This is a genomic window from Curtobacterium sp. ABR8 (assembly GCF_057812125.1).
In genome coordinates this window covers 183,439-205,426 of the sequence record NZ_CM173818.1, presented here as the reverse complement: position 1 = coordinate 205,426, position 21,988 = coordinate 183,439, and the positions used below count along the sequence as shown (strand labels likewise).

22 protein-coding genes and 1 tRNA gene are annotated in these 21,988 nt (G+C 67.6%); 15 read left to right on the top strand and 8 right to left on the bottom strand.

Features of this window, described 5'->3' with window-relative positions; translation table 11 throughout:
* Positions 1 to 90: 90 nt before the first annotated feature.
* Positions 91 to 753, top strand: coding sequence for an organomercurial lyase (merB, locus tag ACXKZB_RS01025; RefSeq protein ID WP_488824332.1), 663 nt, complete (start codon positions 91 to 93; stop codon positions 751 to 753).
* 1,190 nt (positions 754 to 1,943) lie between these two features.
* Here the strand turns inward: merB and ACXKZB_RS01020 are convergent.
* A complete protein-coding gene (locus ACXKZB_RS01020; protein WP_488824331.1) occupies positions 1,944 to 2,222 on the bottom strand; it encodes a helix-turn-helix domain-containing protein in 279 nt (92 codons plus the stop codon).
* A 176-nt stretch (positions 2,223 to 2,398) separates the two neighbouring features.
* Here ACXKZB_RS01020 and ACXKZB_RS01015 point away from each other — a divergent pair, with 176 nt between their 5' ends.
* A complete protein-coding gene (locus ACXKZB_RS01015) occupies positions 2,399 to 3,217 on the top strand; it encodes a hypothetical protein (RefSeq protein ID WP_488824330.1) in 819 nt (272 codons plus the stop codon).
* A gap of 110 nt (positions 3,218 to 3,327) precedes the next feature.
* Here the strand turns inward: ACXKZB_RS01015 and ACXKZB_RS01010 are convergent, their stop codons facing one another.
* Positions 3,328 to 3,840, bottom strand: coding sequence for a cupin domain-containing protein (locus ACXKZB_RS01010; RefSeq protein ID WP_488824329.1), 513 nt, complete (start codon positions 3,838 to 3,840; stop codon positions 3,328 to 3,330).
* A 629-nt stretch (positions 3,841 to 4,469) separates the two neighbouring features.
* On the opposite strand from ACXKZB_RS01010, the gene ACXKZB_RS01005 reads away from it, so the two are divergent.
* From ACXKZB_RS01005 to ACXKZB_RS00995, 3 genes are all read left to right on the top strand, one after another.
* Positions 4,470 to 4,685: a helix-turn-helix domain-containing protein gene (locus tag ACXKZB_RS01005; protein ID WP_488824328.1), complete on the top strand. Its 216-nt coding sequence runs from the start codon at positions 4,470 to 4,472 to the stop codon at positions 4,683 to 4,685.
* 198 nt (positions 4,686 to 4,883) lie between these two features.
* On the top strand, positions 4,884 to 5,981 hold the full coding sequence (locus tag ACXKZB_RS01000) for a site-specific integrase (protein WP_488824327.1): 1,098 nt from the start codon (positions 4,884 to 4,886) through the stop codon (positions 5,979 to 5,981).
* A gap of 3 nt (positions 5,982 to 5,984) precedes the next feature.
* Complete coding sequence (locus ACXKZB_RS00995; RefSeq protein ID WP_488824326.1) at positions 5,985 to 8,072, top strand: hypothetical protein; 2,088 nt, start codon at positions 5,985 to 5,987, stop codon at positions 8,070 to 8,072.
* Positions 8,073 to 8,343: 271 nt separating this feature from the next.
* Here the strand turns inward: ACXKZB_RS00995 and ACXKZB_RS00990 are convergent.
* Positions 8,344 to 8,433 (bottom strand) — tRNA-Ser (locus ACXKZB_RS00990).
* A 143-nt stretch (positions 8,434 to 8,576) separates the two neighbouring features.
* Between ACXKZB_RS00990 and ACXKZB_RS00985 the strand changes: the two genes are divergently transcribed.
* Positions 8,577 to 9,542, top strand: a complete 966-nt coding sequence (locus tag ACXKZB_RS00985) for an SGNH/GDSL hydrolase family protein (protein WP_488824325.1) — start codon at positions 8,577 to 8,579, stop codon at positions 9,540 to 9,542.
* A 10-nt stretch (positions 9,543 to 9,552) separates the two neighbouring features.
* The gene (radA, locus tag ACXKZB_RS00980; protein ID WP_488824324.1) at positions 9,553 to 10,914 is read left to right on the top strand and encodes a DNA repair protein RadA; all 1,362 of its coding nucleotides are present in this window, start codon (positions 9,553 to 9,555) and stop codon (positions 10,912 to 10,914) included.
* A 36-nt stretch (positions 10,915 to 10,950) separates the two neighbouring features.
* On the opposite strand, the gene ACXKZB_RS00975 is transcribed toward radA, so the two are convergent.
* Positions 10,951 to 11,334 carry an SseB family protein gene (locus ACXKZB_RS00975; RefSeq protein WP_488824323.1) on the bottom strand — a complete coding sequence of 128 codons (384 nt, stop codon included), beginning with the start codon at positions 11,332 to 11,334 and terminating at the stop codon, positions 10,951 to 10,953.
* A gap of 281 nt (positions 11,335 to 11,615) precedes the next feature.
* On the opposite strand from ACXKZB_RS00975, the gene cspE reads away from it, so the two are divergent.
* A complete protein-coding gene (cspE, locus tag ACXKZB_RS00970) occupies positions 11,616 to 11,825 on the top strand; it encodes a transcription antiterminator/RNA stability regulator CspE (RefSeq protein ID WP_017887662.1) in 210 nt (69 codons plus the stop codon).
* 429 nt (positions 11,826 to 12,254) lie between these two features.
* Positions 12,255 to 12,458, top strand: a complete 204-nt coding sequence (locus tag ACXKZB_RS00965; RefSeq protein ID WP_488824322.1) for a DUF3800 domain-containing protein — start codon at positions 12,255 to 12,257, stop codon at positions 12,456 to 12,458.
* A 93-nt stretch (positions 12,459 to 12,551) separates the two neighbouring features.
* Here ACXKZB_RS00965 and ACXKZB_RS00960 read toward each other — a convergent pair whose 3' ends face one another.
* Both ACXKZB_RS00960 and ACXKZB_RS00955 read right to left on the bottom strand, forming a co-directional pair.
* Positions 12,552 to 13,208 carry a hypothetical protein gene (locus ACXKZB_RS00960; RefSeq protein ID WP_488824321.1) on the bottom strand — a complete coding sequence of 219 codons (657 nt, stop codon included), beginning with the start codon at positions 13,206 to 13,208 and terminating at the stop codon, positions 12,552 to 12,554.
* A gap of 64 nt (positions 13,209 to 13,272) precedes the next feature.
* On the bottom strand, positions 13,273 to 13,815 hold the full coding sequence (locus ACXKZB_RS00955; protein ID WP_181437672.1) for an amino-acid N-acetyltransferase: 543 nt from the start codon (positions 13,813 to 13,815) through the stop codon (positions 13,273 to 13,275).
* Between the two features lie 122 nt (positions 13,816 to 13,937).
* On the opposite strand from ACXKZB_RS00955, the gene ACXKZB_RS00950 reads away from it, so the two are divergent.
* From ACXKZB_RS00950 to ACXKZB_RS00930, 5 genes are all read left to right on the top strand, one after another.
* On the top strand, positions 13,938 to 14,390 hold the full coding sequence (locus tag ACXKZB_RS00950) for an SRPBCC family protein (RefSeq protein ID WP_123311007.1): 453 nt from the start codon (positions 13,938 to 13,940) through the stop codon (positions 14,388 to 14,390).
* Between the two features lie 212 nt (positions 14,391 to 14,602).
* Positions 14,603 to 15,046 (top strand): hypothetical protein, encoded by a 444-nt coding sequence (locus ACXKZB_RS00945; protein WP_123311009.1) that lies wholly within the window; start codon positions 14,603 to 14,605, stop codon positions 15,044 to 15,046.
* The gene (locus tag ACXKZB_RS00940) at positions 15,043 to 15,501 is read left to right on the top strand and encodes an SGNH/GDSL hydrolase family protein (RefSeq protein ID WP_123311011.1); all 459 of its coding nucleotides are present in this window, start codon (positions 15,043 to 15,045) and stop codon (positions 15,499 to 15,501) included. The genes ACXKZB_RS00945 and ACXKZB_RS00940 overlap by 4 nt, the downstream gene beginning before the upstream one ends.
* Positions 15,498 to 16,448, top strand: a complete 951-nt coding sequence (locus ACXKZB_RS00935; protein ID WP_488824320.1) for a hypothetical protein — start codon at positions 15,498 to 15,500, stop codon at positions 16,446 to 16,448. The genes ACXKZB_RS00940 and ACXKZB_RS00935 overlap by 4 nt, the downstream gene beginning before the upstream one ends.
* A complete protein-coding gene (locus tag ACXKZB_RS00930; protein WP_488824319.1) occupies positions 16,445 to 17,473 on the top strand; it encodes a DUF8805 domain-containing protein in 1,029 nt (342 codons plus the stop codon). Before ACXKZB_RS00935 ends, ACXKZB_RS00930 begins: the two co-directional genes overlap by 4 nt.
* A 255-nt stretch (positions 17,474 to 17,728) precedes the next feature.
* Here ACXKZB_RS00930 and ACXKZB_RS00925 read toward each other — a convergent pair whose 3' ends face one another.
* Both ACXKZB_RS00925 and ACXKZB_RS00920 read right to left on the bottom strand, forming a co-directional pair.
* Positions 17,729 to 20,251, bottom strand: a complete 2,523-nt coding sequence (locus tag ACXKZB_RS00925; RefSeq protein ID WP_123311017.1) for an ATP-dependent Clp protease ATP-binding subunit — start codon at positions 20,249 to 20,251, stop codon at positions 17,729 to 17,731.
* A gap of 155 nt (positions 20,252 to 20,406) precedes the next feature.
* Positions 20,407 to 20,883, bottom strand: coding sequence for a Clp protease N-terminal domain-containing protein (locus tag ACXKZB_RS00920; RefSeq protein WP_488824318.1), 477 nt, complete (start codon positions 20,881 to 20,883; stop codon positions 20,407 to 20,409).
* A 70-nt stretch (positions 20,884 to 20,953) separates the two neighbouring features.
* Between ACXKZB_RS00920 and ACXKZB_RS00915 the strand changes: the two genes are divergently transcribed.
* On the top strand, positions 20,954 to 21,886 hold the full coding sequence (locus ACXKZB_RS00915; RefSeq protein WP_488824317.1) for an NAD(+)/NADH kinase: 933 nt from the start codon (positions 20,954 to 20,956) through the stop codon (positions 21,884 to 21,886).
* Positions 21,887 to 21,988: the final 102 nt, after the last annotated feature.

Sequence of the window (21,988 nt, the reverse complement as noted above, 5' to 3'; positions counted from 1 at the left end):
GCTGAACGGCCACACGCTCCCGGCTTCGAAGCCCCACCCAGCCACGGATCACGTCTCTGACCTCGACACGCTGACGAAACGAGAAGCCGAATGACCGACGACGAAGACCTTCGCCTCCACCTCTACCGACAGCTCGCACGAGAGGGACGCGTCGCATCGCGAGCCGAGGTCGCGCGACGGCTCGGCCTCAGTGACGACGGCATTGCCGAGGCCTATGAGCAGCTGTCAACCGCTCGCCACATTGTGTTGGACGACGCCGGTGAAATCGTGCTCGCCCACCCGTTCGCCACACGAGACTTCCGATTCTCAGTGAAGAGCGCCGATGTGCTGTGGTGGGGTGGATGCGCCTGGGATTCCTTCGCTATCGCGCACCTCGTCCCGGGCGCATCACCCACGCTCGTCGCGACGACCTGCCCAGCGTGCGGCACACCACACGCGTGGAACGTAACGGCAGCAGCACCCCCGGCCGGTACCCAAGTCGCGCACTTCCTGGTGCCGATGCACAGCGTCTGGGACGACGTCGTGCACGCCTGCGGAAATCAGATGATCTTCTGCGATGAGAAGTGCGTGGATACCTGGGCCGAGAAGGGCGGGCATCAGAAGGGTGCCGTGTTCAGCGTGCAGGCGCTCTGGAATCTCGCGTCCGACTGGTACAGCGGCAGACTCGAGCGCGGATACCGCCGGCGGGACCCCGCTGAGGCAGCATCGTACTTCCGGTCCGTCGGACTCGTCGGACCATTCTGGGGCAACTGAGGGTCGCTTGCAGCCACCGTCATTCGACGGCACCGCCGTGTCGAGAATTGCTGAGTGGTGAAGGCCCCTGCCTGGATTGCTGATACGTGCTTAGTTATGAACGGTCAGGCAGAGGACAGGTTGCGTCGTCTGGTCGCCCGTCTTCGGGAACACGAGATTTCGCGCGTCGGCTGGCCGACAACTGTGTTGCCGCCTCGAGGCGGCCGGTCGCTGAGGACCGTTGGCATCCACTGCACCTCATGAAGGCGCTCTCGTTTTGACCGTCGGAACGACCTTGTAGCACGACAGCGCCGGCGCCATCCGTCGCTAGAAGCGCGCTACATCAGGCGGCCGACTCAGCCGCTAGGCGTGACAACACCTCAGCAGAAGACCTTCCGGCGGCCCGGAACGGTCGTGGCACCAGGCGGACGGCTAGCGCGGCCACGAAGGCAGCAACCCGGAAGTCCGGACGACGCGGTGGGCTGGCAGCAGGCGCTGGACAAGCCGAGGCGTCGCGTGGGTCTCGCTCCGCCGCGCATCCGATCACCCAGGGCGAGTCCGAGTGCCCGTCAATGCCCGGCGCGCCCCACACCGGTGAACGGCCACCGTCAGAAGAGGGTGACATTCCCCAGCCGTCCGGCTAAAGTAATCGCATGTTGGTGTGCGGGTCGTGGAGACGGGGGTCTGCGTGAGTCGCCTGCTCGCGCGCCGGACCGGGCAGCTGCGGAATGGTATCGAGTTCTCCGAGCCGAATTTGGCGGCGAATGGGCTCTGGCTTCACCGCCTGAGCCCACCGCTCGCCGCTCGGGCCTGGTTTCGGCAGTCCGGAGGCTGGGCCCGGATGGCAGCGTCCGGCACACCGGAGGGAACGGGAGTGTGGAGCGTTGACCTTCGCAGCGGCGAGTACCTGCTCAGTCTCGATCGTCGTGCCTGCCCGGATCCGGAGGTGCGCAGGTTCCTCATTGCCGCAATGCAGGCGCACCGACGTTTCCTCACCGCGGGAAAGTCGCTGCGTTCGCTCGCGGCCGCCGAGACTGGACCAACGGATCGAAGCGCGTGGTCGCAGGCTCAAGTCATCGCAAGCATGAGCGGCGCACGCTGGGTCCCCAAAGCGCTTGCCATGGATACTCCCACTCGCACACACTGGCAGCTGCGCTACCGCACCGCTCGTGTCAACCGGCTCTTGCGTCGCCATGAGTGACGCGTTGGCGTCAGTCGCTACGGCCGGGCCACAGGTCCGCGTCGAGCGCCTGCTCGAGCCGAGCGATCGTTGCAAGATCGGGCCATACCTGACCGTTCAACACGTTCAGCAACGTTTGATGATGCAGTCCGGCTGCCATCGCTACCGAGCGGACGCTGCGGTCGCCGATTGCGTGGCGCGCGCGAACAACGAACCCGCGCGCTGCTTCGGCGACGGGATCCTGGGCCGGGATGTCGGGCCATGGCTGCCCAGCCATCTCGTTCGGTCGCGACCGCGGCGTTCGTCCCATCCCGTTAGGGTACGGGCCGCATCCCTCCCTCCGCGGCAAAGGGGTGGCGTGCCACTCACACGAGACAGTGTTTCGGGAGCGCACTTCGACCGAGACTCTGGTGGACGCCGACGCGACACCTCGACTTGGGCCACAGAATGACTGCCTCATCGGGGCGGCAGCCGTACCGCCCCCACATGCCGGCACAAGACTGGGCGAACATCGCCGCGTACGTTCACGACGTCGTCGCGCGAAGCGAATCCTTGGTCAGCTACTCGAAAGAGCAGCTCTACCCTGCGGTGACGCGGCTGGTCGAGTACGCGTTCACGGCGGGAATGCCACTCCAAGACGAGTACGTCTTCGACCCGTTCACCGTCGATGAGTTCGCGCACCATCGGCTCGGCGGGTACAACCGAGCGTCCCGAAACACGATGCGGGCGCGCGTTCGACGCGTGTCGGAAGTGCTGCTCGGGGAGGACGCTCAAGGCACCTACCGCGCCCTCGGGAAAGCAAATGCTGTCCGCCCATATCCGAACGAAGACCTGACGGGGTTCCACGCGTGGGCGGCGCATCAGCCGACGGTGGAGAGCAGAACGTCGGCATTGGTACTGCTGGCGCTGGGCACAGGCGCCGGCTTAACCGGAGCTGAGATCGTCGCAGCGCGCGTGGAGCACTTCCGCCCGAACGACGGCGGCTTTGTCATCGACGTCCTCGGACGCAACCAACGTTCAGTCCCGCTGCTCGCCGGATGGGAGTCAGCCGTGCGGGCACGCTTTGAGTATCTCGAAGGTACCGGATGGGCGTTCCGCCGTGAGCAGCGTGGCAACAACGTCAATCTCATCACGGACTTTGTCTCCCGCGCTGGCGGAGCGGATCTGCAGTCACGGCGCATGCGGGCGACGTGGATCGTGCATCACCTCCGGCACAACACTCCTCTGTCGACGCTGCTGCGCATCGCGGGCCTGAGATCTGCTGAGACGCTCGATCGGTACATGCCATTCCTTGACGACTCCTGACGCCTCGACAAGCCCGACATTCACTCGCCGATGCCGTCACGACTCGAATGCGACCAACGAGCGGAACGAGCCGAGGAGCGCGCGTTCAACCATCTCGAAGTCAGGCTTACTTAGCTCGGCCGCTCGGGTTCTCCGTCGACCGGGACATGCGCTCGAACTCCACCAGTGGTCATCCACCGCACAAGCGTTGCGCTGCTCCCACCGACTTCAGCGATGAGGTGAGGAGCGGAGGCGTCGAAGGTCACGGATTCGCCCGCTTGGAGCCCAACGGCTCGGAAGGGTGTTCCGAGCAGCATCGTCACGGAACCGCGCACGACGTAGATCCACTCGACGCCGTCGTGACGGCGAGCTGCGCGCTCCGGTCCGGTCAGCCGCTGCTCCACCGGTGTTGGAGCGATGGCATCTTGGTCGACGAATCGCCACGTCGACTGAGCCTCGCCGTAGGTGCTGGCCGCCACCTCAGTCGCAGCTTTCGACGGGCCGAGCAGCTCAGCCTCCGGACGCTCAGCCGCAGCCGCCAGCGTCAGAAACTGCAGCAACGTCATCTCCTGCTCACCAGAGAAGATCCGCCGCAGGGTACCGACCGGCAATCCGGTGAACCGCGACACCCGCGCGAGCGGCACGTGTCCGATGAACCGCTTTCGAAGCGACTCCAAAGCAGCTTCAACGCGAAGACGATGACCATCACTACTTGAGACACCCATACCCACTCCGCCCCCCGCACGGCTACTACAATCGCCACAAAGACACGAGGTGTCAAAGGGCGGCTTCGGACCCCGACGCTGCGACCATAGCGCGACTAGATACCCCCACTGTATGCGCCTGGCGTCCGATTCGACATAAATCGAACGCAGAGCACACGAAATAGGAGAGCAAACGTGGACTCAGACCGGCCGCCATGCGCAGCTGAGGGTCACGAGCCCGCTCAAAACGAAAGAGGACAGCGGCGCACGAGCCGCGGAGGTCAAGCCGCGCACAGTACGATGAAGACACACCAAACGCCGGCACGCGCTTCACTGCCCAGAAGCGCACGTCGGTCCGGTCAACCTCTCCAGCTTCTGCCCTCGCTGGAGATTGCACTGCACAGCCGATTCCGTGGCGTGCAGTCGTCTTCACGCGTCGTCCGCGCGAACCTTGCTCCCCTCTCCAAGCCATCGCCTCTGTTGAAGGCATTCGGGCCCGATGCTGTCACCATTCCGGTGCAGCACCAAGCGGGCCCGCCCTCACTCGACGGCCTTGGACGGACTGCATGATGACCCACCCCACCGACGACAGCGAACTCATCGAACTGCGCTACTCGCTCCGCCGGCACAACGATGAAGCGCGCCGCATCCGCCAACGCATGCTCGAGTTGAACGAACGAGGCGTGTCGTTGCGATCCTTGGCCCAATGGCTCGACATGCCGCCCGGAACAGTCCACTACTGGATCCGGCAAGCTCGCGACGACCAGCCCTCCGATCCCACCTGATCTGCGGGCATCAGCCCTCGCCGAGCCTTCGCCCGCGCCTCGCGCGCGCAAACCGTGGACGACCCAAGTGCCCACACGGGGCTGCGGTTACATCGCGCCGGTCCGCGCGCTCGAGCGCGCCGACCGCGGCAGCACCGGCGGCTAGGAGTTCGATACGCAACTCGCTGACGCAGCCGTGCTGTACAAATTTTCGACTGCGTGTCGGTCGAACTCATCCGTAAAAAAGGTCTATACCGTGGTTACGTGTTGAGGAATTCAAACAGCGCGTCGACGCGGCTCAGCGCTACTGGCGGACCCGCGCCGGTCGAGCAGGCCAGGGGCCATCAGGAGGCGGATGAGGTCACGCCTTCCGAAATCCAGGCGCGCGTAGCAGAATCTGGCGTTAGTAATAGCCATGACGCGACGCGGATCGTTGAGTTGCTGATGAACTACCGACCGAGCAGGACCCCGAACCGGGCCTGGCGCGAGCACCGGACGTTCGTCCTGCGGGCCGTCCTCGACTACGAACCGACGGGCTGGAGCGAGTACCGCTATACCCTCTACAGCGTCGCTGGTTACGTGCACTGGGCAACATCGACACTCGGCGCCCCACTCGACCGCAAAGACCTCTTCTACCCCGACCTCATCATCCGGTATTCGAACGAACGCTGGGGGACGGCGTTATCGATCAGCTCCGGCGGGACCCGCCTGCTCAACATCGCGTCAGCGCTCGGCGGACACCCCGTCGATCGGATGCGGAGCAGACCGCGGCAAGCGTCCGCTCCGTACACGGCCGCCGAACTCCGGGGCTACGACGCATGGGCGCGCCATGCCTCGACCGCGTATCGCCGCCGACACTACGCAACCATCGTCGCCCTGGCCGCCGGTGCTGGGCTTCACGGCCGCGAGATTCTCGACCTTCGAACATCCGACGTCGACCAGACGAGCGACGGCTACGTCATCCACATCCGAGGCCTCAACGCTCGGACTGTTCCTCTCCGTCGCGACTGGGAAGGACTCCTGGAGACCGCTTCACCGTTCCCCGACGGCTGGTTCTGCAACCCACGGACCAGAAACGGTGAGCGTCCATATTCGCTCGCTAGCAGTTTCAGCAACCGAGATGCGGCGCCGGGGCTCCAGCGGCTTCGCGGCGGTTGGATCGTGGACTTGATGAACCGGCTTCCTGCTGCAGAAGTGGTCGCTGCTGCGGGGCTTCAAACCATCGGCTCACTCACGCGGTACGAACCGTTCACAGACAGGCGCGACTGGGAAACACTCATCCCGTTGCTCCGCATGGCTCCCGGCGAAGCGGACTGAGACATGCGTGTTCGCCACGATCCGAAGAAACACGGCGGCTTCACCGCTCGCGAGATCGAGGCAGCCAACACCCACCTCTCCCAGATCCCCGCATGGATGGTGGCGACATGGGTGCAGCGGGTGCTCAGCATGGGCGTGTTGGAACCCCTCGAACACTGGCGTGGCGAACGCCGCATCACCCGGAGCGCCGGTGGTGACATGAAACCGTACCTCTCGGATCTCGTCATCCTGGTCGCGCTCTTCATCCTCGCTGCCGAGGGCCGACCACTCCTCATCACCGAGGTAGCAAGGCTTCTGGAGTATCGGCTCGACCGCGCCGGACGACGCATCCTTGGAATCGACCACCTCTTTCCCGAAGAGTGGCCGGACGACCCCGGCGATCCGGCTCACGGCAACGCCGTCATCGAACTCCTCATCAGCGCAGCGGACAATCCTTTGCGCGGCGAACACGACTGGTACTTCCTCAGCTACCGCGCGTTCCACCGCCTCATCGCGCCCTTCGACGGATGGGTCGCGCCGCGCAAGCTTGAACTCCTGAAGGAACCGATCCGTCCACGACAACTCAAGATGCTTGATGAACGCCTTGCCATCGAAGCGTGGCAACGGGAGCATGCCGACTGGGTCGCTGCGACACGCAAACGAGCGGTGTGGTTCATCAACAAGTTCCTGGAGATGACGTTCAGCCAGACGCCCCAATTCAGCCGTCGGGACCACCTAGCTCTCGCGCTCGACCAGACGGCGATCCGCGCCACCAGTCAACGGCGACGGTGGTGGCGCGCAAAAGGTGTAGAGCAGCCGCAGTGGAATCGATACACCGGAGAGGAGATCGCCCGCCCAGTCCTCGAGATGGACGCGGACCCGTACCCGAAGACACGCGGCGACCACCGCCGCGACCCTGACTCAACCGCCTCTGATCGCCCCGAAACGGAACTCTCGTTTATCGTCGACGTCCTCGTCGACGTGGCAGAAGATCCATCCGCACCTCGTTGGCTCCAACAGCCGCAGACCGCCCGCGCGCTACTCGTCGACACCCCAAACAAGCGCGTCGGTGAGCACGCAGTCACCCTCACCGGGATTGTGCAAACTCGCGATCAAAGCATCGAGCGACTAACCGTCGACCGCGGCTACAACTACCTCGATCCGGACAAGTTCCATCGACCGATGGCGGCGGCCGGCATCCCGCTGGTGATGGACTACCGAGACCAACAGAAGGGCATAGCTTCCCTCCGAACGCCGGAAACGCGGAAGGCTAGGCACCGGGACGGGATCAGCAACGGACACGCAGAAGCTATCGCTATCCGCAACGACCAGGAGATCGCCCTCCGGTCCGGTGCGCTGTTCGTAGAAGGCCGGCCTCACTGCCCCGCGATGGCACTTCGCCTCATCGACGCAACCACCATGTACGACAACGGCGAGATCAGCTACGAGCAGTACCAAGAGGTGCTCAAGGAACGACACCTCCTCGAACTCCCCATTCAAGAACGCTTAGCGGACGGCTCCGTCAAGTACAGGTGTCCTGCCTTCGGGCGTTCCGCGACCGCTAGGTGCCCCCGCCGCTACAACAACGGGCTCCACCCGAAGGCAGTCGTCGGCAAGCATCGAGCTCAGGTCTTCAAGCAGGACCTTGACTTCCCCGTTTACAAAATCTGCTCGCAGACATCGATCACCATCGGGGCCGACGTCGACATCCGACAGCGTCAGCTCTACCAGTACGGCACGCCCGTCTGGCAAAGCACCTACCACGTCGATCGGCAGAGCGACGAAAGCTTCAACAACTACCTGAAGAAGCACCACCACATCGACGACCCCAGCCGACGGCTCATCCGCGGCATCGCTGCCCAGCAGCTCTTCATCGGCATCGTCGCCGCCATCGCGAACATGAACCGCATGCTGAAGTGGCTGCACGCTCTTGAACAGTGGCGCGCAAAAACCGGCACGAGACGACTCAAGCCACCGCCGGGGACCGAGAACCCCCGCAAGCCAAAACTCCCACGCAGACGCGACCGCCTCGGACTGTCCCGCTACGGGTCGCATCCACCGCCGTTGAAACGGATGGGCACGCCTCCTCCCTGGAGCGACACCGAAGAGTGATCAACGACCTGACCCGATCCGCGGGGCCGGTCACAACCACGCCCAAAATCGGGCAACCCAGCTCTCGGCCTGCCACCTTGCAGCCCGAGCACGCCGTCCAAGAGCACCGACCTCCCCCCGCCACCAGCTCACGGCTCAAAGCACGCCCGAGTGGTCATGATCAGGCGCGAACCGCCGCCCGAACGACGAAGAACCCCCGGATATTTCCGAGGGTTCTTCGTGTTCAGGCTGCCCTGCAAACCAAAACGGGGTTGGTCTGCAAATGGCCCCGTGGCGGTACCGGTGGGATTTGAACCCACGGTGGAGTTGCCCCCACACATGTTTTCGAGACATGATCCTTCGGCCGCTCGGACACGGTACCGGGAAAGATCTTACACGATCCGGGAGGCCCGTCACGCCACCCGACGTCGGCCCGCCCTCCACAGGCGGTCACCCCCACGGCTCTTCCCACACCCACAGACCGCCCACGTCGTCGACTCGGCCTGCGGGCGTACCGTCCACGGCATGAAGACCCGCACGCTCATCGCACTCCTGACGTCCGTCCTCGGTGGGGCCGGCGTCCTCGGCGCTGCTGCCGTCGGGGCCCGGGCCGGCGTCAAGGGCCAACGGGCGGCTGCGCAACGGGTGGTCGACATGCTGCCGATCCATGCCGACTGGTGGCACGAGCGACAGCAGCACGAGGGGCAGCTGCTCTACGTGGCGATCGGCGACTCGGCGGCGCAGGGCGTCGGTGCGACGGTCCCGTCGCGCGGGTACGTGGGTCTGCTGGCGCGTCGGATCCGGCACCGCTCGCATGAGTCGGTGCGGGTCGTGAACCTCAGCGTCTCGGGTTCGACGACGTGGGGTGCCAAGCGCGACCAGTTGCCGAAGCTCCGGCAGTACACGCCCGACATCTGCACGGTGTCGATCGGGGCGAACGACATCGCCGACTTTGACCCGGACAAGTTCGAGCGGAACATCCGGGCGATCTACGGCGCGGTGCCGTCGCACGCCGTGGTCGCCGAGCTGCCGTGCATGTTCGTGCCGGACCGTGAGCGCAAGGTGGCGGTGGCGAACGAGATCGTGCACCGGGTGGCCGCCGAGTTCGGGCTGACCGTGGCGCCGCTGCACACGATCACGAAGCGGGTCGGGGTCCGCCGCACGTTCTTCAACAGCTACGGCGACCTGTTCCACCCGAACGACCGGGGGTACGAGGTCTGGGCGAGCGCATTCGAGCCCGCGGTCGACGCTCGAGTCGACACGGTTGCCGCGATCCGGCACTACCTGTCCGCGCGCGAGGCGGAGAACCTCGGGCGCGAGGCCGGCGCCGTCGCGAACGCCCGGGCCGAGCAGGACACCGACGGCGCCGATGCACTCGACCACGCCAACCGACCGAGTCCCGTCGAACGGATCCGCAACCGGATGACGGGTTCGATCGCCCTGCCCGACGAGCCGGTGCATCGCTCCGGTGATGTCAGCGGCACGGCTTAGCCTCGACGACATGGCGCGCCCGCAGTCCCTCTACCGATGCACCGAGTGCGGCTGGTCCAGTGTCAAGTGGGTCGGCCGGTGCGGCGAGTGCCAGACCTGGGGCACGGTCGAGGACTCCTCGGCGGTCTCGGCGAGCACCCGGGGCACGGCGGCCGTCGCCGTCACCGGGGCCCGCGCGGCCCGCCCCATCACCGAAGCCCGCGGCACGACGGTGCAGCGGTGGCAGACCGGCATCGGCGAGTTCGACCGGGTGCTCGGCGGCGGGGTGGTGCCCGGGGCCGCGGTCCTGCTGTCCGGCGAGCCGGGCGTCGGCAAGTCCACGCTCCTGCTCGAGGTCGCTTCGCGGGCAGCCGCTTCCGGCAAGCGTGTTCTCTACGTCAGTGCGGAAGAGTCCGTCGACCAGGTCCGGCTCCGGGCCGAGCGCACCGGGGCGATGCACGACGACCTCTACCTGGCGAGCGAGGTCGACCTCGGCGTCATCATCGGCCAGATCGACCAGGTCAAGCCGGACCTGCTCGTCGCCGACTCCGTGCAGACCATCTCGTCGAGCTCGATCGACGGCATCGCAGGTGGGACGTCGCAGGTGCGCGAGGTCGCCTCGACCCTGATCCGGATCGCGAAGGACCGCGCCCTCCCGGTCCTGATCGTCGGCCACGTCACGAAGGACGGCACCATCGCCGGGCCGCGTCTCCTCGAGCACCTGGTCGACGTCGTCTGCCACTTCGAGGGCGACCGGCAGACCGCGCTCCGGTTCGTCCGGGCGTTGAAGAACCGGTTCGGTCCCACGGACGAGGTCGGGTGCTTCGACATGGGCGGGGACGGCATCCACGAGGTCCCGGACCCGAGCGGCCTCTTCATGTCGAAGAACGCGACCCCGGTCTCCGGCACGTGCGTGACCGTCGCGCTCGAGGGGCGCCGGGCGCTCCCGGTCGAGGTCCAGGCGCTCATCGTCCCGAGCTCGGCTCCGCAGCCCCGCCGGGTCGTGAACGGCGTCGATGCGTCACGCGTGGCGATGCTGCTCGCGGTGCTCGAACGCCGAGCCGGTCTCAAGCTCTCCGATGCCGACGTCTACGTCTCCACGGTGGGCGGCATGAAGCTGACCGAGCCAGGCGCCGACCTTGCGATCGCCTTGGCACTGGCGAGCGCGGCGCGGGACCGTCCGTACCCGCACACGCTCGCCGCCGTGGGCGAGATCAGCCTGGCGGGCGAAATCCGTCCGGCCACGGGGACCAAGCAGCGCGTGAACGAGGCGAGCCGACTCGGCTTCACGACCGTGCTCGGCGCCGACTCCGGGCATCTGCGCGAAGCACTCCGCGTGGCGTTCTCCATGACGCAGTCCGCCCGCGAGCGCGAGCTCGACCGCGCGTTCTGAACCGACGGCTCACCGCGGACAGCCCGACAGCCAGTCCTAAGCGCGCAATGCGGCCAACAGGTCCTCGGGCGTCGCCTGCATGGTGTTCGGCCCGGCAATGTCGAAGAACACGCCCTCGAGCATGTCGAGGTGGGCGCTCAGAAACTCTTCGAGCCGCGGCCCGTCGTAGACCATGACCTGCCGGATCTTCTCGTCCGGCACCATCGCCGTGTAGGCGTCCGCCGACGAGAACAGCAGCAGGATGCGCTTCTCGGAGCCTTCGCGCCCGAACACCCGCACCTGCATGTCCTTCTTGCCGGTCACGAGCCGGGGGACGATCACGATGTCGTTGCGCAGCGCGAACGCCACCGCAGCGACGTCCTGCTTCGCGAGGGCTTCCTCGAGCTCTTCGCTCCGGAAGCGCTGTTCCTTGTCTGCCATCTGATCAATTCCACCAGATTTTCGTCGTTCCGTGACCCACGGGTAGCCAGTCGGCCCTGAGCACGCTAGCCTGATGGAACCGCTTCGGCGGCGCTCAACGTTCGGGCGAGGTGGTTTGCCCCTCAACTCGGACTACCAGGGTCACTGGCCATCAGGCCTGACCCCGAACCCGTCCCGCCGGCACCTGCCCGCGTGGCGCATCACCCCCGTCGACGTACGTCGGGGCTCCGCAGGTGCGATCGCACCATGGCGGAACGCAAGAAAGCTAAGGAAACGCCATCATGGCATCTACCGGTACCGTCAAGTGGTTCAACAACGAAAAGGGCTTCGGCTTCATCGCCCCGGACGACGGAAGCGCTGACGTCTTCGCGCACTTCTCCGCGATCGCCGGCAACGGCTACAAGTCGCTGGAGGAGAACCAGAAGGTGGAGTTCGACATCACCGAGGGCCGCAAGGGCCCGCAGGCGGAGAACATCACCGTCCTCGGCTGATCACATCAGCTTCGAACGGCCCCGTCGTCCTCTGGACGGCGGGGCCGTTTGCTGTCCACTGATGTGTTGGACCGGTGCGCAGTGGATACGTCGTCTACGTCGACGAAAGCGGAGATCGCAGTCTCACGCGCATCAACCGGACTACCCGATGTTCGTGCTCGCGTTCTGCATCTTCCCCGTCGACGTCTGCGTCGACCGGATCGTTCCGCTCGTCCAACGCCTCAAGTTCGATTTCTTCAACCACGACATGGTCGTCCTCCACGAGCGGGAGATGCGTCAGTCAGCTCCGCCGTTCGACATCCTCCTGAACGCCTCGGTCCGCAGCGACTTCATGGCAAGAGTCGACGCCGTGTTCGATGAGCGCTTCGGGGTGGTTGCATCCGCCATCCGGAAGCACGAGTTCGTCCGCCCACCACGAAGATGCGTGGGATGGCCGAGACCTTCCGTTTCAAGATCGCGAGCAAGCAGACGAACAGTGCCGGGCTCCAGATCGCCGATCTCGTCGCTCGTCCGATCGGCACACATCTCCTCAAGCCCGAGCAGCCAAACCGCGCGTGGGACCGGATCCTCGAGCGCATGCCGAAGTCGCCGTCTGGTTCGGTGAAGGGCTGGGGTCTGAAGGTGTACCCGTGAAAGCGAGAACCCCCGGGGTTTCCGGGGGTTCGACGCCGATCGGGCATTCCCAATCCACTTGGGTCGAGGCTACCAGCCCACGCGACGACCGGGCTACTGCAGGATGAACTGCACCGAGGTCTTCGACTTCAGGTTCCCGACCGCGACCTGCAGGTGGTAGCTCGCCCCGTCGGCCGAGACCGCCGGACGGGACGCATCGCACGTGGTGGTGGACGACCGGGTCCGGTCCCACGCGATCGCGGGCGTGGTCAGGGTCTGCCCGGCCTTGATCGTGACGTCCTGGTTCGTGCCGCCGGTCTGGCAGTCCTTCGACGACCAGTACTGCTCCTCGCCCGAGCTGATCGTCAGTACCTGCTGCGCTGAGCCGAGGTCGAGGTGGCACGAGTTCGTGCCGGAGTTCTTGATCGACATCGCGATCTTCGGGTCCTCGGTGGGCCCGTAGGCCTCCTTGTCGAGCACGGGTGTCAGGACGACCTGGTCCTTGCTGCACGTCGACCCGTCGGCAGCACCGGAACCAGACGCCGCCGTAGATGCTGACGCCGAGCGGGACGGGGCAGCGGACGACGCACCACCGGCCGAGGCGGACGGCGAGGACGTGGGCGCTGCCGTCGGGGTCGACGCGCTCCCCCGCCCGACGACGATGAGCACGACCACCACGACGATGATCACGAGCGCGCCGAGCACGGCTGCACGACGGCGCCAGTACACGACCGGCTTCTCGGGCCCGACGGGGTGACGCAACGACGACATGCGCACAGGGTAGACAACCCCGGATGCCGGGTGCGGGACCCCCGCCGGGTGCCGCGCGAAAGCGTCAGAGGATCTTCAGCATGCGGGTGTTGCCGAGGGTGTTCGGCTTGACCCGGGCGAGGTCGAGGAACTCCGCGACCCCTTCGTCCGACGACCGCACCAGCTCGGCGTAGACCGCGGGTTCGACGACCTGCTCACCGATCTCGAGGTACCCGTGCTTCGCGAAGAAGTCGACCTCGAACGTCAGGCAGAAGATCCGTGCGACGCCGAGTTCCCGGGCGTCGTGCTCGAGCGCCTCGAGCATCCGGTGTCCGACGCGCTTGTGGATCCAGTCGGCGTCGAGGGCGAGCGTGCGGACCTCGGCGATGTCGTCCCAGAAGACGGCGAGGGCGCCGCAGCCGATCGGTACCCCGTCGGGCCCTTCGGCGATCCGGAACTGCTGGATCGAGCCGTAGAGCGCGACGTTCTCCTTGCCGAGCAGGATGCGCCGGTCGACGTAGGGGGCGATGAGCCGCTGGATGTGCGGGACGTCGGAGGCGAGCGCTGGTCGCACGAGGATCCCGTGCTCGTCACGGACGTCGAACGCGTGCTTCCCGTGCTCTGTCATCTCGACAACCCTAGACCGCGCCGGAGCGCAACCGAACTCCGCGCCCGGACGAACGGCAGCAGACCTTCCCGGGGGACACCCTGCTGGACGGTGCACAGGCTGAGCCGCCTACCGTCCACAGCATGCCTCAGATCATCGAAACCGTCGACGTCAACGTCCCCGTCTCCGCAGCGTACGGTCAGTGGACCCGCTTCGAGGAGTTCCCGCACTTCCTCGACGAGGTCGAGAAGATCGTCCAGGTCGACGACAAGACCACCGACTGGACCGTGAAGGTCGCCGGCCAGGAGCGCGAGTTCCGTGCCGTCATCACCGAGCAGCACCCCGACGAGCGGGTGGCCTGGACCGTCAAGGACGGCGAGACCGACCACGCCGGTGTCGTCACCTTCCACAAGCTGTCCGACAACGAGACGCGCGTCACCGCGCAGATCGACTGGGAGCCGTCCGGCTTCCTCGAGAAGCTCGGCGCAGCGGTCGGCGTCGGTGGCCACGCCATCAAGAAGGACCTGCAGAACTACAAGGAGCGCGTCGAGTCCGCTCCGACCGACACGGGCTGGCGCGGCGACGTGCAGGCGTGATCACGGCCTGAGACGTCCGCAGGCGGACAGACGGGAGGCCCGGTGCCAGCTGGCACCGGGCCTCCCGTTTCGTCCGTGCACCGGTTTCGTTCGGCATCCCCCCACGACATGCCGACCTGCCGGTCCGGCGCGAGCCTGGCAGAGTGGTCACACTGGCCGTCGCGCTGGTCCAGTTTTATCATGTCTGAGACAGATGTACAGGGCGGGGAGACATGATCGAGTACAACGACGACGATGCACACCGGCGAGAACTCTCCCGGAAGCTGCAGTTGCTGATGGACGTCGTCGAGGCGAATGCCGGGCAGCGACCGTCCTACAAGGAGATCGCAGCCGAGATCGAGGCACAGGGTGCGTCGATGAGCCGGCCGCGGTGGGGCTACATGCTCGGGGGCAACGGCCCGGCCGTCCGCGACCAGCGCCTGCTCGCAGCACTCGCCGGGTACTTCGGTGTCCCGGCGGAGTACCTGACCGATGCGGCGGGCAACACCGACGTGCCCGAGCGGGTGCAGGCGCAGCTCGAACTCGTCCTCGAGCTCCGCAAGCGCGAGGTCGTCGCCTTCGCGACCCGACGCCTCGGCGAGTTCGCCTCCGCCGACGAGATCCGGGACTTCACCGAGCACCTCCGGCGGCTCGACGAGTCGGGGTCCGCGCCGTGACCGGCGTGCGGGAGCGGTTCGGCGCGCGGCGTCGGCAAGCCGTCGCCCGGCGGAGCGTGCGGCGACTCGGGCTCCCCCGGCGACTGACGCTGCCCGCCCTCCTCGCCCGCGCCGAGTCGACCCTCGGCAAGCCGATCCGGCTGCGGACGGCCGACCTGCCCGGTGACCTCTCCGCACGGTTCATCCAGCGCGCCGACCACGCGCTCCTCGAGACCCGTCCGGACCTGTCCGAGCGTTCCCGCGTGGCGTGCGTGCTCCACGAACTCGCCCACGTGTTCCTGGCGGACCCCGGCTGCGACCACCAGGCCTACACCGGGCTGCTCACCGGACGGACCGCGTTCACGCGGTCGCTGGACACTCCGCACGAGCAGGCGGTCGAACTCGTCGCCGACGAGCTCGCGCTCCGGATCGGGCTGCTCGACCCGGACGACCGCGAGCCCGGGATCTTCCGGTGACGCTGCACGTCTGGGGATCGATCCCGGTGTGGGTCATCCTGACGGTGCTCGTCGTCCGGCTGCTGCTGGTGCGGACCCAGTCGGCGAGCGTCACCTGGCTCATGGCCTGCTGCGGCTTCGTCGCCGTCGGCCTGACGATCAACCAGCCCGACGTCACCACGTACCTCGCCGGCATCACGCACGTGCCCAACATCGCCGACCTGGTCGGCCGGTGTCTGATGGTGTGCGGCATGTTCGCCCTGGCCCAGTCGGTGGAGGCCGCCGCGCGTTCCGCGAAGCTCCTGCGCGTGAGCCGGATCGTCGTCTGCGTGGTCGTGCTCCTCACGCTCGTCGTGCTCTTCACGATGGTCGATGCTCCGACCCCGACGGCGCAGTTCATGACCGTCTACGGCGACCAGCTGCCGACCGCGCTGTACTCCGCGGTCGAGATGACGTACATCGCGGTCGTCATCGCCCGCTCCGCCGCCGCCGTCCTGCGCGGGTTCCGGAGCGGCGACGGCCTCGGCCGGATGTACTGGCTGTTCGTCGTCGGGGCCGTCGGGCTGGTCCTGCTCGCCGTCATCGCGATCGCGCTCGACGCCGTCCACGTCGCCGGTGTCGACGGCGCGGTCCGCGTGCTGTCCACCGTGTACGCCCCGGTGTTCCTGCTGTCCATGGTGCTGCTCGCCGTCGGTGCCGCCGGGGGCGTGCTTCCGGACGCGGCACGGGAGTTCCGCGACTGGCGGGACACCCGGCACCGGTTCCGCAGCCTGGAGCCGGAGCTCCGGCGGCTCGAGGCGGCCTCGGGCAACACCGGGCTCTACTTCACGATCGCCTGGCAGCGTCGCCAGTGGCGCAGTCGGTTGCACCGACTGGCCGTCGAGATCGAGGACCGCGCACGCGAGGCCGGGCAGGACGTCCCGGCTGCGGCGACCCTCACCACCGCACGACTCAGGGAGCTCTCATGACAGCCGGACGCACGACCGCACTCGGAACCGCACTCGGAACGGCAGTCGGCGCCGTCGGGACGCTCGGACTGGGCACCTTCGTCGCCCGACGACTGCTCTTCCCCGCCCCCTACACGGCGACCGCCACCGTGCGGAGCAGTACCGGGACCGAGGTCGAACTCGTCGCCACACGCGACACCCGCCTGCCGGGGACGTACGACCTGCAGCGCGACGCCGCCCGCGTGCAGGTCGGCGCGATCGTCGCCGCGAGCACGGAGACCGGGCCCAGCGGCGACACCATCCGCCGCCGCGTCACCGGCACCGTCGCGACCGGTGACTGGGCCTGGGACGCCCTGCGGTACGACGGGCCGGCCGACGTCCCCGGCGCCGAGCCCGCGGCCGCCACGACCCACGTCGTCCACGTGCACGGCCAGTCCCTCGGGCCGCGGCAGGTCCTCCGCGGCGTCGGTGTCTGGCGCGGCCTCGGCGCGACGTCCGAGGTCATCGACACCACGGACCTGCCGCTCCGGTCGCTCGACCCGGGGGCAGCCGACCGCATCGTCGCCGCGGTCCGCGCCGCCCGTGCCCGCGGCGCCCGCCGCGTGGTGCTGCAGGGGTGGTCCGCCGGCGCTCTCGTCTGCTCGGTCGCGGCCGGCCGGGTCGACGTCGATGGGATCGTGGCCGTCTCGCCGCTGCTCGACGTCGCGTCGGCACTCCGCGGAGCGGTCCGTGGGGCACGCCTGCCCGCCTTCGTCGGCACCGTCGCTGCGCGCATCGCGACGACTCCGGTGCTGTCCCGCCTGGCGGGAGCGTCGGCACCGGTCACGACCACGACCTGGCAGGACGCGACGACGCCGACGCTCGTGGTCCACTCCGAGGCCGATGCGCTGGTCGCAGCGGACGACGTGGCCGCGATCACCGCTCGCCCGCACGCCACCGCCGTCGCCTTCCGCACAGCACCGCACACGCTCGAGTGGAACGAGGACCCGGAGCGCTGGGAGGACGCGGTCCGCCGCTTCGTCGGGTCATTGCCCGCCATCGCCTAGCGGACGTGCAACGGCCCCGGTCTGCGAACAGACCGGGGCCGGCAGCGACTCGATCCGTTGGGGGGAACCGATCGAGTGCGACGCGCGAGGAGTTGGGGGGAACGTCTCGCGCGCTGGTTCCACCGTACCCCCGGACGGGGGTCCGTGGACGCGGGACGCGCGCATCGGCGATCCGGGATCTGGACCGACCCGATGACGGACGGGAGGCCCGGTGCCAGCTGGCACCGGGCCTCCCGTCGTGCAGACCGTCAGGTCCTAGGACTCGATCTCGCCCTGGGGCGCGTCCGCTGCGGTCTCGACCGCGGCTGCGCCGGCGAGGACCTCTTCGCGGCCCGGCTGACGCCCGGTCTCGAAGTGGAACGCACCGTCGACGAAGTCGACCTTCACGTGGTCACCGGCGTTGAGCTCACCCTGCAGGATGTGCTCGGACAGCTGGTCCTCGACCTCGTGCTGCATCGCGCGACGCAGCGGGCGAGCTCCGAGGGACGGGTCGAACCCGACCTTGATGAGCTGCTCCTTGGCGGGGAGCGTGAGCTCCACCGTCATGTCGCGGTCGAGCAGACGGTCGGCGAGGCGCTTCACGAACAGGTCCACGATCTGCAGCAGTTCGGACTGCGACAGCTGCGGGAACACGATCGTGTCGTCGACACGGTTCAGGAACTCGGGCTTGAAGTGCTTCTTCAGCTCCTCGTTGACCTTGCCGCGCATGCGGTCGTAGCCGACGGCCGAGTCACCCTCGACCTGGAAGCCCACCGGGCCACCGGCGATGCCCTGCGAACCGAGGTTCGTGGTCATGATGATGACGGTGTTCTTGAAGTCGACCACGCGGCCCTGACCGTCGGTGAGACGGCCTTCCTCGAGCACCTGCAGCAGCGAGTTGAAGATGTCCGGGTGGGCCTTCTCGATCTCGTCGAACAGGACCACGGAGAACGGCTTGCGGCGCACCTTCTCGGTGAGCTGGCCGCCCTCCTCGAACCCGACGAACCCGGGAGGGGCACCGAACAGACGCGAGACGGTGTGCTTCTCACCGAACTCCGACATGTCGAGGGAGATCAGTGCGCCCTCGTCATCGAACAGGAACTCGGCGAGCGCCTTGGCGAGCTCGGTCTTGCCGACACCCGTGGGCCCGGCGAAGATGAACGAGCCCGAGGGGCGGTTCGGGTCCTTGAGGCCGGCGCGGGTGCGGCGGATCGTCTTGGACAGGGCCGAGATGGCCTCTTCCTGACCGATGACCCGCTGGTGCAGCGCCTTCTCCATGAAGACGAGACGCGAGGTCTCCTCTTCGGTGAGCTTGAACACCGGGATGCCCGTGGCCTGCGCCAGGACCTCGGCGATGATGCCCTCGTCGACGGTGCCGGACGCGGCGACGTCACCGGCGCGCCACTGCTTCTCGAGGCGGAGACGCTCACCCAGGAGCTTCTTCTCCTCGTCGCGCAGCGAGGCGGCCTTCTCGAAGTCCTGCTCCTCGATGGCGGCTTCCTTCTGCCCGCGGACCGTCGAGATCTTCTCGTCGAACTCGCGGAGCTCCGGCGGCGCCGACAGGATCGACAGCCGCAGGCGTGCGCCCGCCTCGTCGATCAGGTCGATGGCCTTGTCCGGCAGGAAGCGGTCCTGCACGTAGCGGTCCGCCAGGTTGGCGGCCGAGACGATCGCACCGTCGGTGATGGACACCTTGTGGAACGCCTCGTACTTGTCGCGCAGGCCCTTGAGGATGTTGATCGTGTGCGGCAGCGACGGCTCGTTGACCTGCACCGACTGGAAGCGACGCTCGAGTGCGGCGTCCTTCTCGAAGTGCTTGCGGTACTCGTCGAGCGTGGTGGCACCGATCGTCTGGAGCTCACCGCGGGCGAGGAGGGGCTTGAGGATCGAGGCGGCGTCGATCGCGCCCTCGGCAGCACCGGCACCGACGAGCGTGTGGATCTCGTCGATGAAGACGATGATGTCGCCGCGGGTGCGGATCTCCTTCGTGACCTTCTTGAGGCGCTCCTCGAAGTCACCGCGGTAGCGGGACCCGGCGATGAGCGACCCGAGGTCGAGCGAGTAGAGCTGCTTGTCCTTGAGCGTCTCGGGCACGTCGCCCTTGACGATCGCCTGGGCGAGGCCCTCGACGACCGCGGTCTTGCCGACGCCGGGCTCACCGATCAGGACGGGGTTGTTCTTGGAGCGGCGGGAGAGGATCTGCATGACCCGCTCCATCTCCTTCTCGCGCCCGATGACCGGGTCGAGCTTGCCGTCACGAGCGGCCTGGGTGAGGTTCCGACCGAACTGGTCGAGGACCTGCGAACCCTGCTGCTGGCCGTTCTGCTGCTGCTCGCCGCCGACGGCGACCGCTTCCTTGCCCTGGTAGCCGGACAGGAGCTGGATGACCTGCTGGCGGACCCGGTTCAGGTCCGCGCCGAGCTTCACGAGCACCTGGGCTGCGACACCCTCGCCCTCGCGGATCAAGCCGAGCAGGATGTGCTCGGTGCCGATGTAGTTGTGGCCGAGCTGCAGCGCCTCGCGCAGGGACAGCTCGAGCACCTTCTTGGCACGCGGCGTGAACGGGATGTGCCCGGTCGGCTGCTGCTGGCCCTGGCCGATGATGTCCTGGACCTGCTCGCGGACGGCGTCGAGCGAGATGCCGAGCGACTCCAGCGCCTTGGCGGCAACACCCTCGCCCTCGTGGATCAGGCCGAGGAGGATGTGCTCGGTGCCGATGTAGTTGTGGTTGAGCATCTTCGCTTCTTCTTGAGCGAGGACGACAACCCGACGGGCTCGGTCGGTGAATCTCTCGAACATGTGCTCTCCCTTGGCCCTTTCTGACGGAGCCGACAGCTGGTCCGGTCTCGTCTGAGTCCGGTCACGTACTCCGAGAGTAACCAGCGCTCCCCGTGGGGGCTGCCCCTGTTCGCCGTGGGCGTGACCTCACTGCGCGATGTGCGCAGTGAGCGAACTCAGGCGCGACGCGCTGCTCGACGCAGGGCACGCCGGAAGCGGCGCGGCTCGACGCCCAGGGCGCCGAGGACGTCGTGCGCCGACCCCATGAAGGGGTCGTCGACTCCGTCGAGGACGGCGAGCAGGACGTGCACCGGGCGGACGCGCTCGGCGGGGCCGGCGAGGACGGCGGCTCGGGCGAGGACCCGGGCCGCCGCCGGCGTGCAGGCCACCCGGTCGTGCTCGTCGGGGCACGACGTCCGCGCACCGACGAAGACGCTGATCTCGGCGCGGACCGCCTCGGGGCTCACCCCGTGTGCGTCGAGGGCCGGGCGGAAGCGGGGCATCCCGCTGCAGAGCGTGACGGCGGCGAGCAGGAGGTGCTCCGCGTCGACGAAGCCGAAGCCCGTCTCGTGGGACTCGAGGTCGGCGAGCAGCACGATCTCGCGGCCCTGGCAGACGGTGGGCAGGGCGACGGACAGCTGGGCGATCTGCATGTATTCAGAATATCGCATGCAATAACAATCGGACACCCCTCGGTTCAGCACGGCTCGGTACCATCCGCTCATGGATCAGCCCGTCGTCGGCCTCGTCGTCCACCCGACCAAGAACGTGCAGGAGTCCGTCACGACCCTGCAGCACTGGAACGCGTCCGGGCTCGGCGAACTCGTCGCCCGCCGCGCCGACGCACAGCGGATCGGTGGGGGCATCACCGCAGTCGAGGACGACGACTTCACCGAACGGGTCGACCTCGTCGTCGCCCTCGGCGGTGACGGCACCATGCTCGGCGCGATGCGACTCGTGGCGAAGCGTCCGGTGCCGGTGCTCGGCGTGAACTACGGCAACGTCGGGTTCCTGGTGGAGATCGAGCCGCCGGAGCTCGAAGCCGCGCTCGACCGACTGTCCGCCGGCGAGTACCAGCTCGAGCCGCACCACGCGCTCGAGGCCCGCCTGTCCTGGAGCGGCGCGCGCACCGACTACCTGGCCTTCAACGACCTCACCATCGTGCGGCGCCCCGGCTCCGGCCAGGTGTCGGCCGACCTCAGCGTCGGCGGCCTCGGCTACGGGTACTACCGCGCCGACGCCATCGTCGCCGCGACCCCGGCGGGCTCCACCGCGTACAACTACGCCGCGGGCGGCCCGGTGCTCTCCCCCGCACTGTCCGGCTCCGTCGTGACGCCCGTCGCACCGATGGCGGGGATCGACCGCTCCGTGGTGCTCGCCGCCCGCGAGCGCTACCGGTTCGACATCGCCGAGGGCACCAGGAGCGCTGCACTCGAGGTCGACGGGCTCGTCGTCGGCGAGGTCGCCACCGGGGCGCAGATCGACGTCCGGCTCCGCAAGGACGCCGGCAGCGTCGTCCGGCTCGACGCCGAGCGGCACGGACGCACCGGCCGGGTGAAGCTCAGCCTGCTCGACCTGCCGGTGCGGCCCGACCAGCTCATCGAACTGATCCCCAGCGACCTGCGGCAGAAGCTCGGTCGCGAACTCGACCAGTAGCGGTCCCGGCACCGTCCCACCCCCGGAACGGCGAATGGCCCGCTCGAGCAGTGCTCGAGCGGGCCTTCCCATCACCCCACCGGATCGCCTTCCCACAGAACG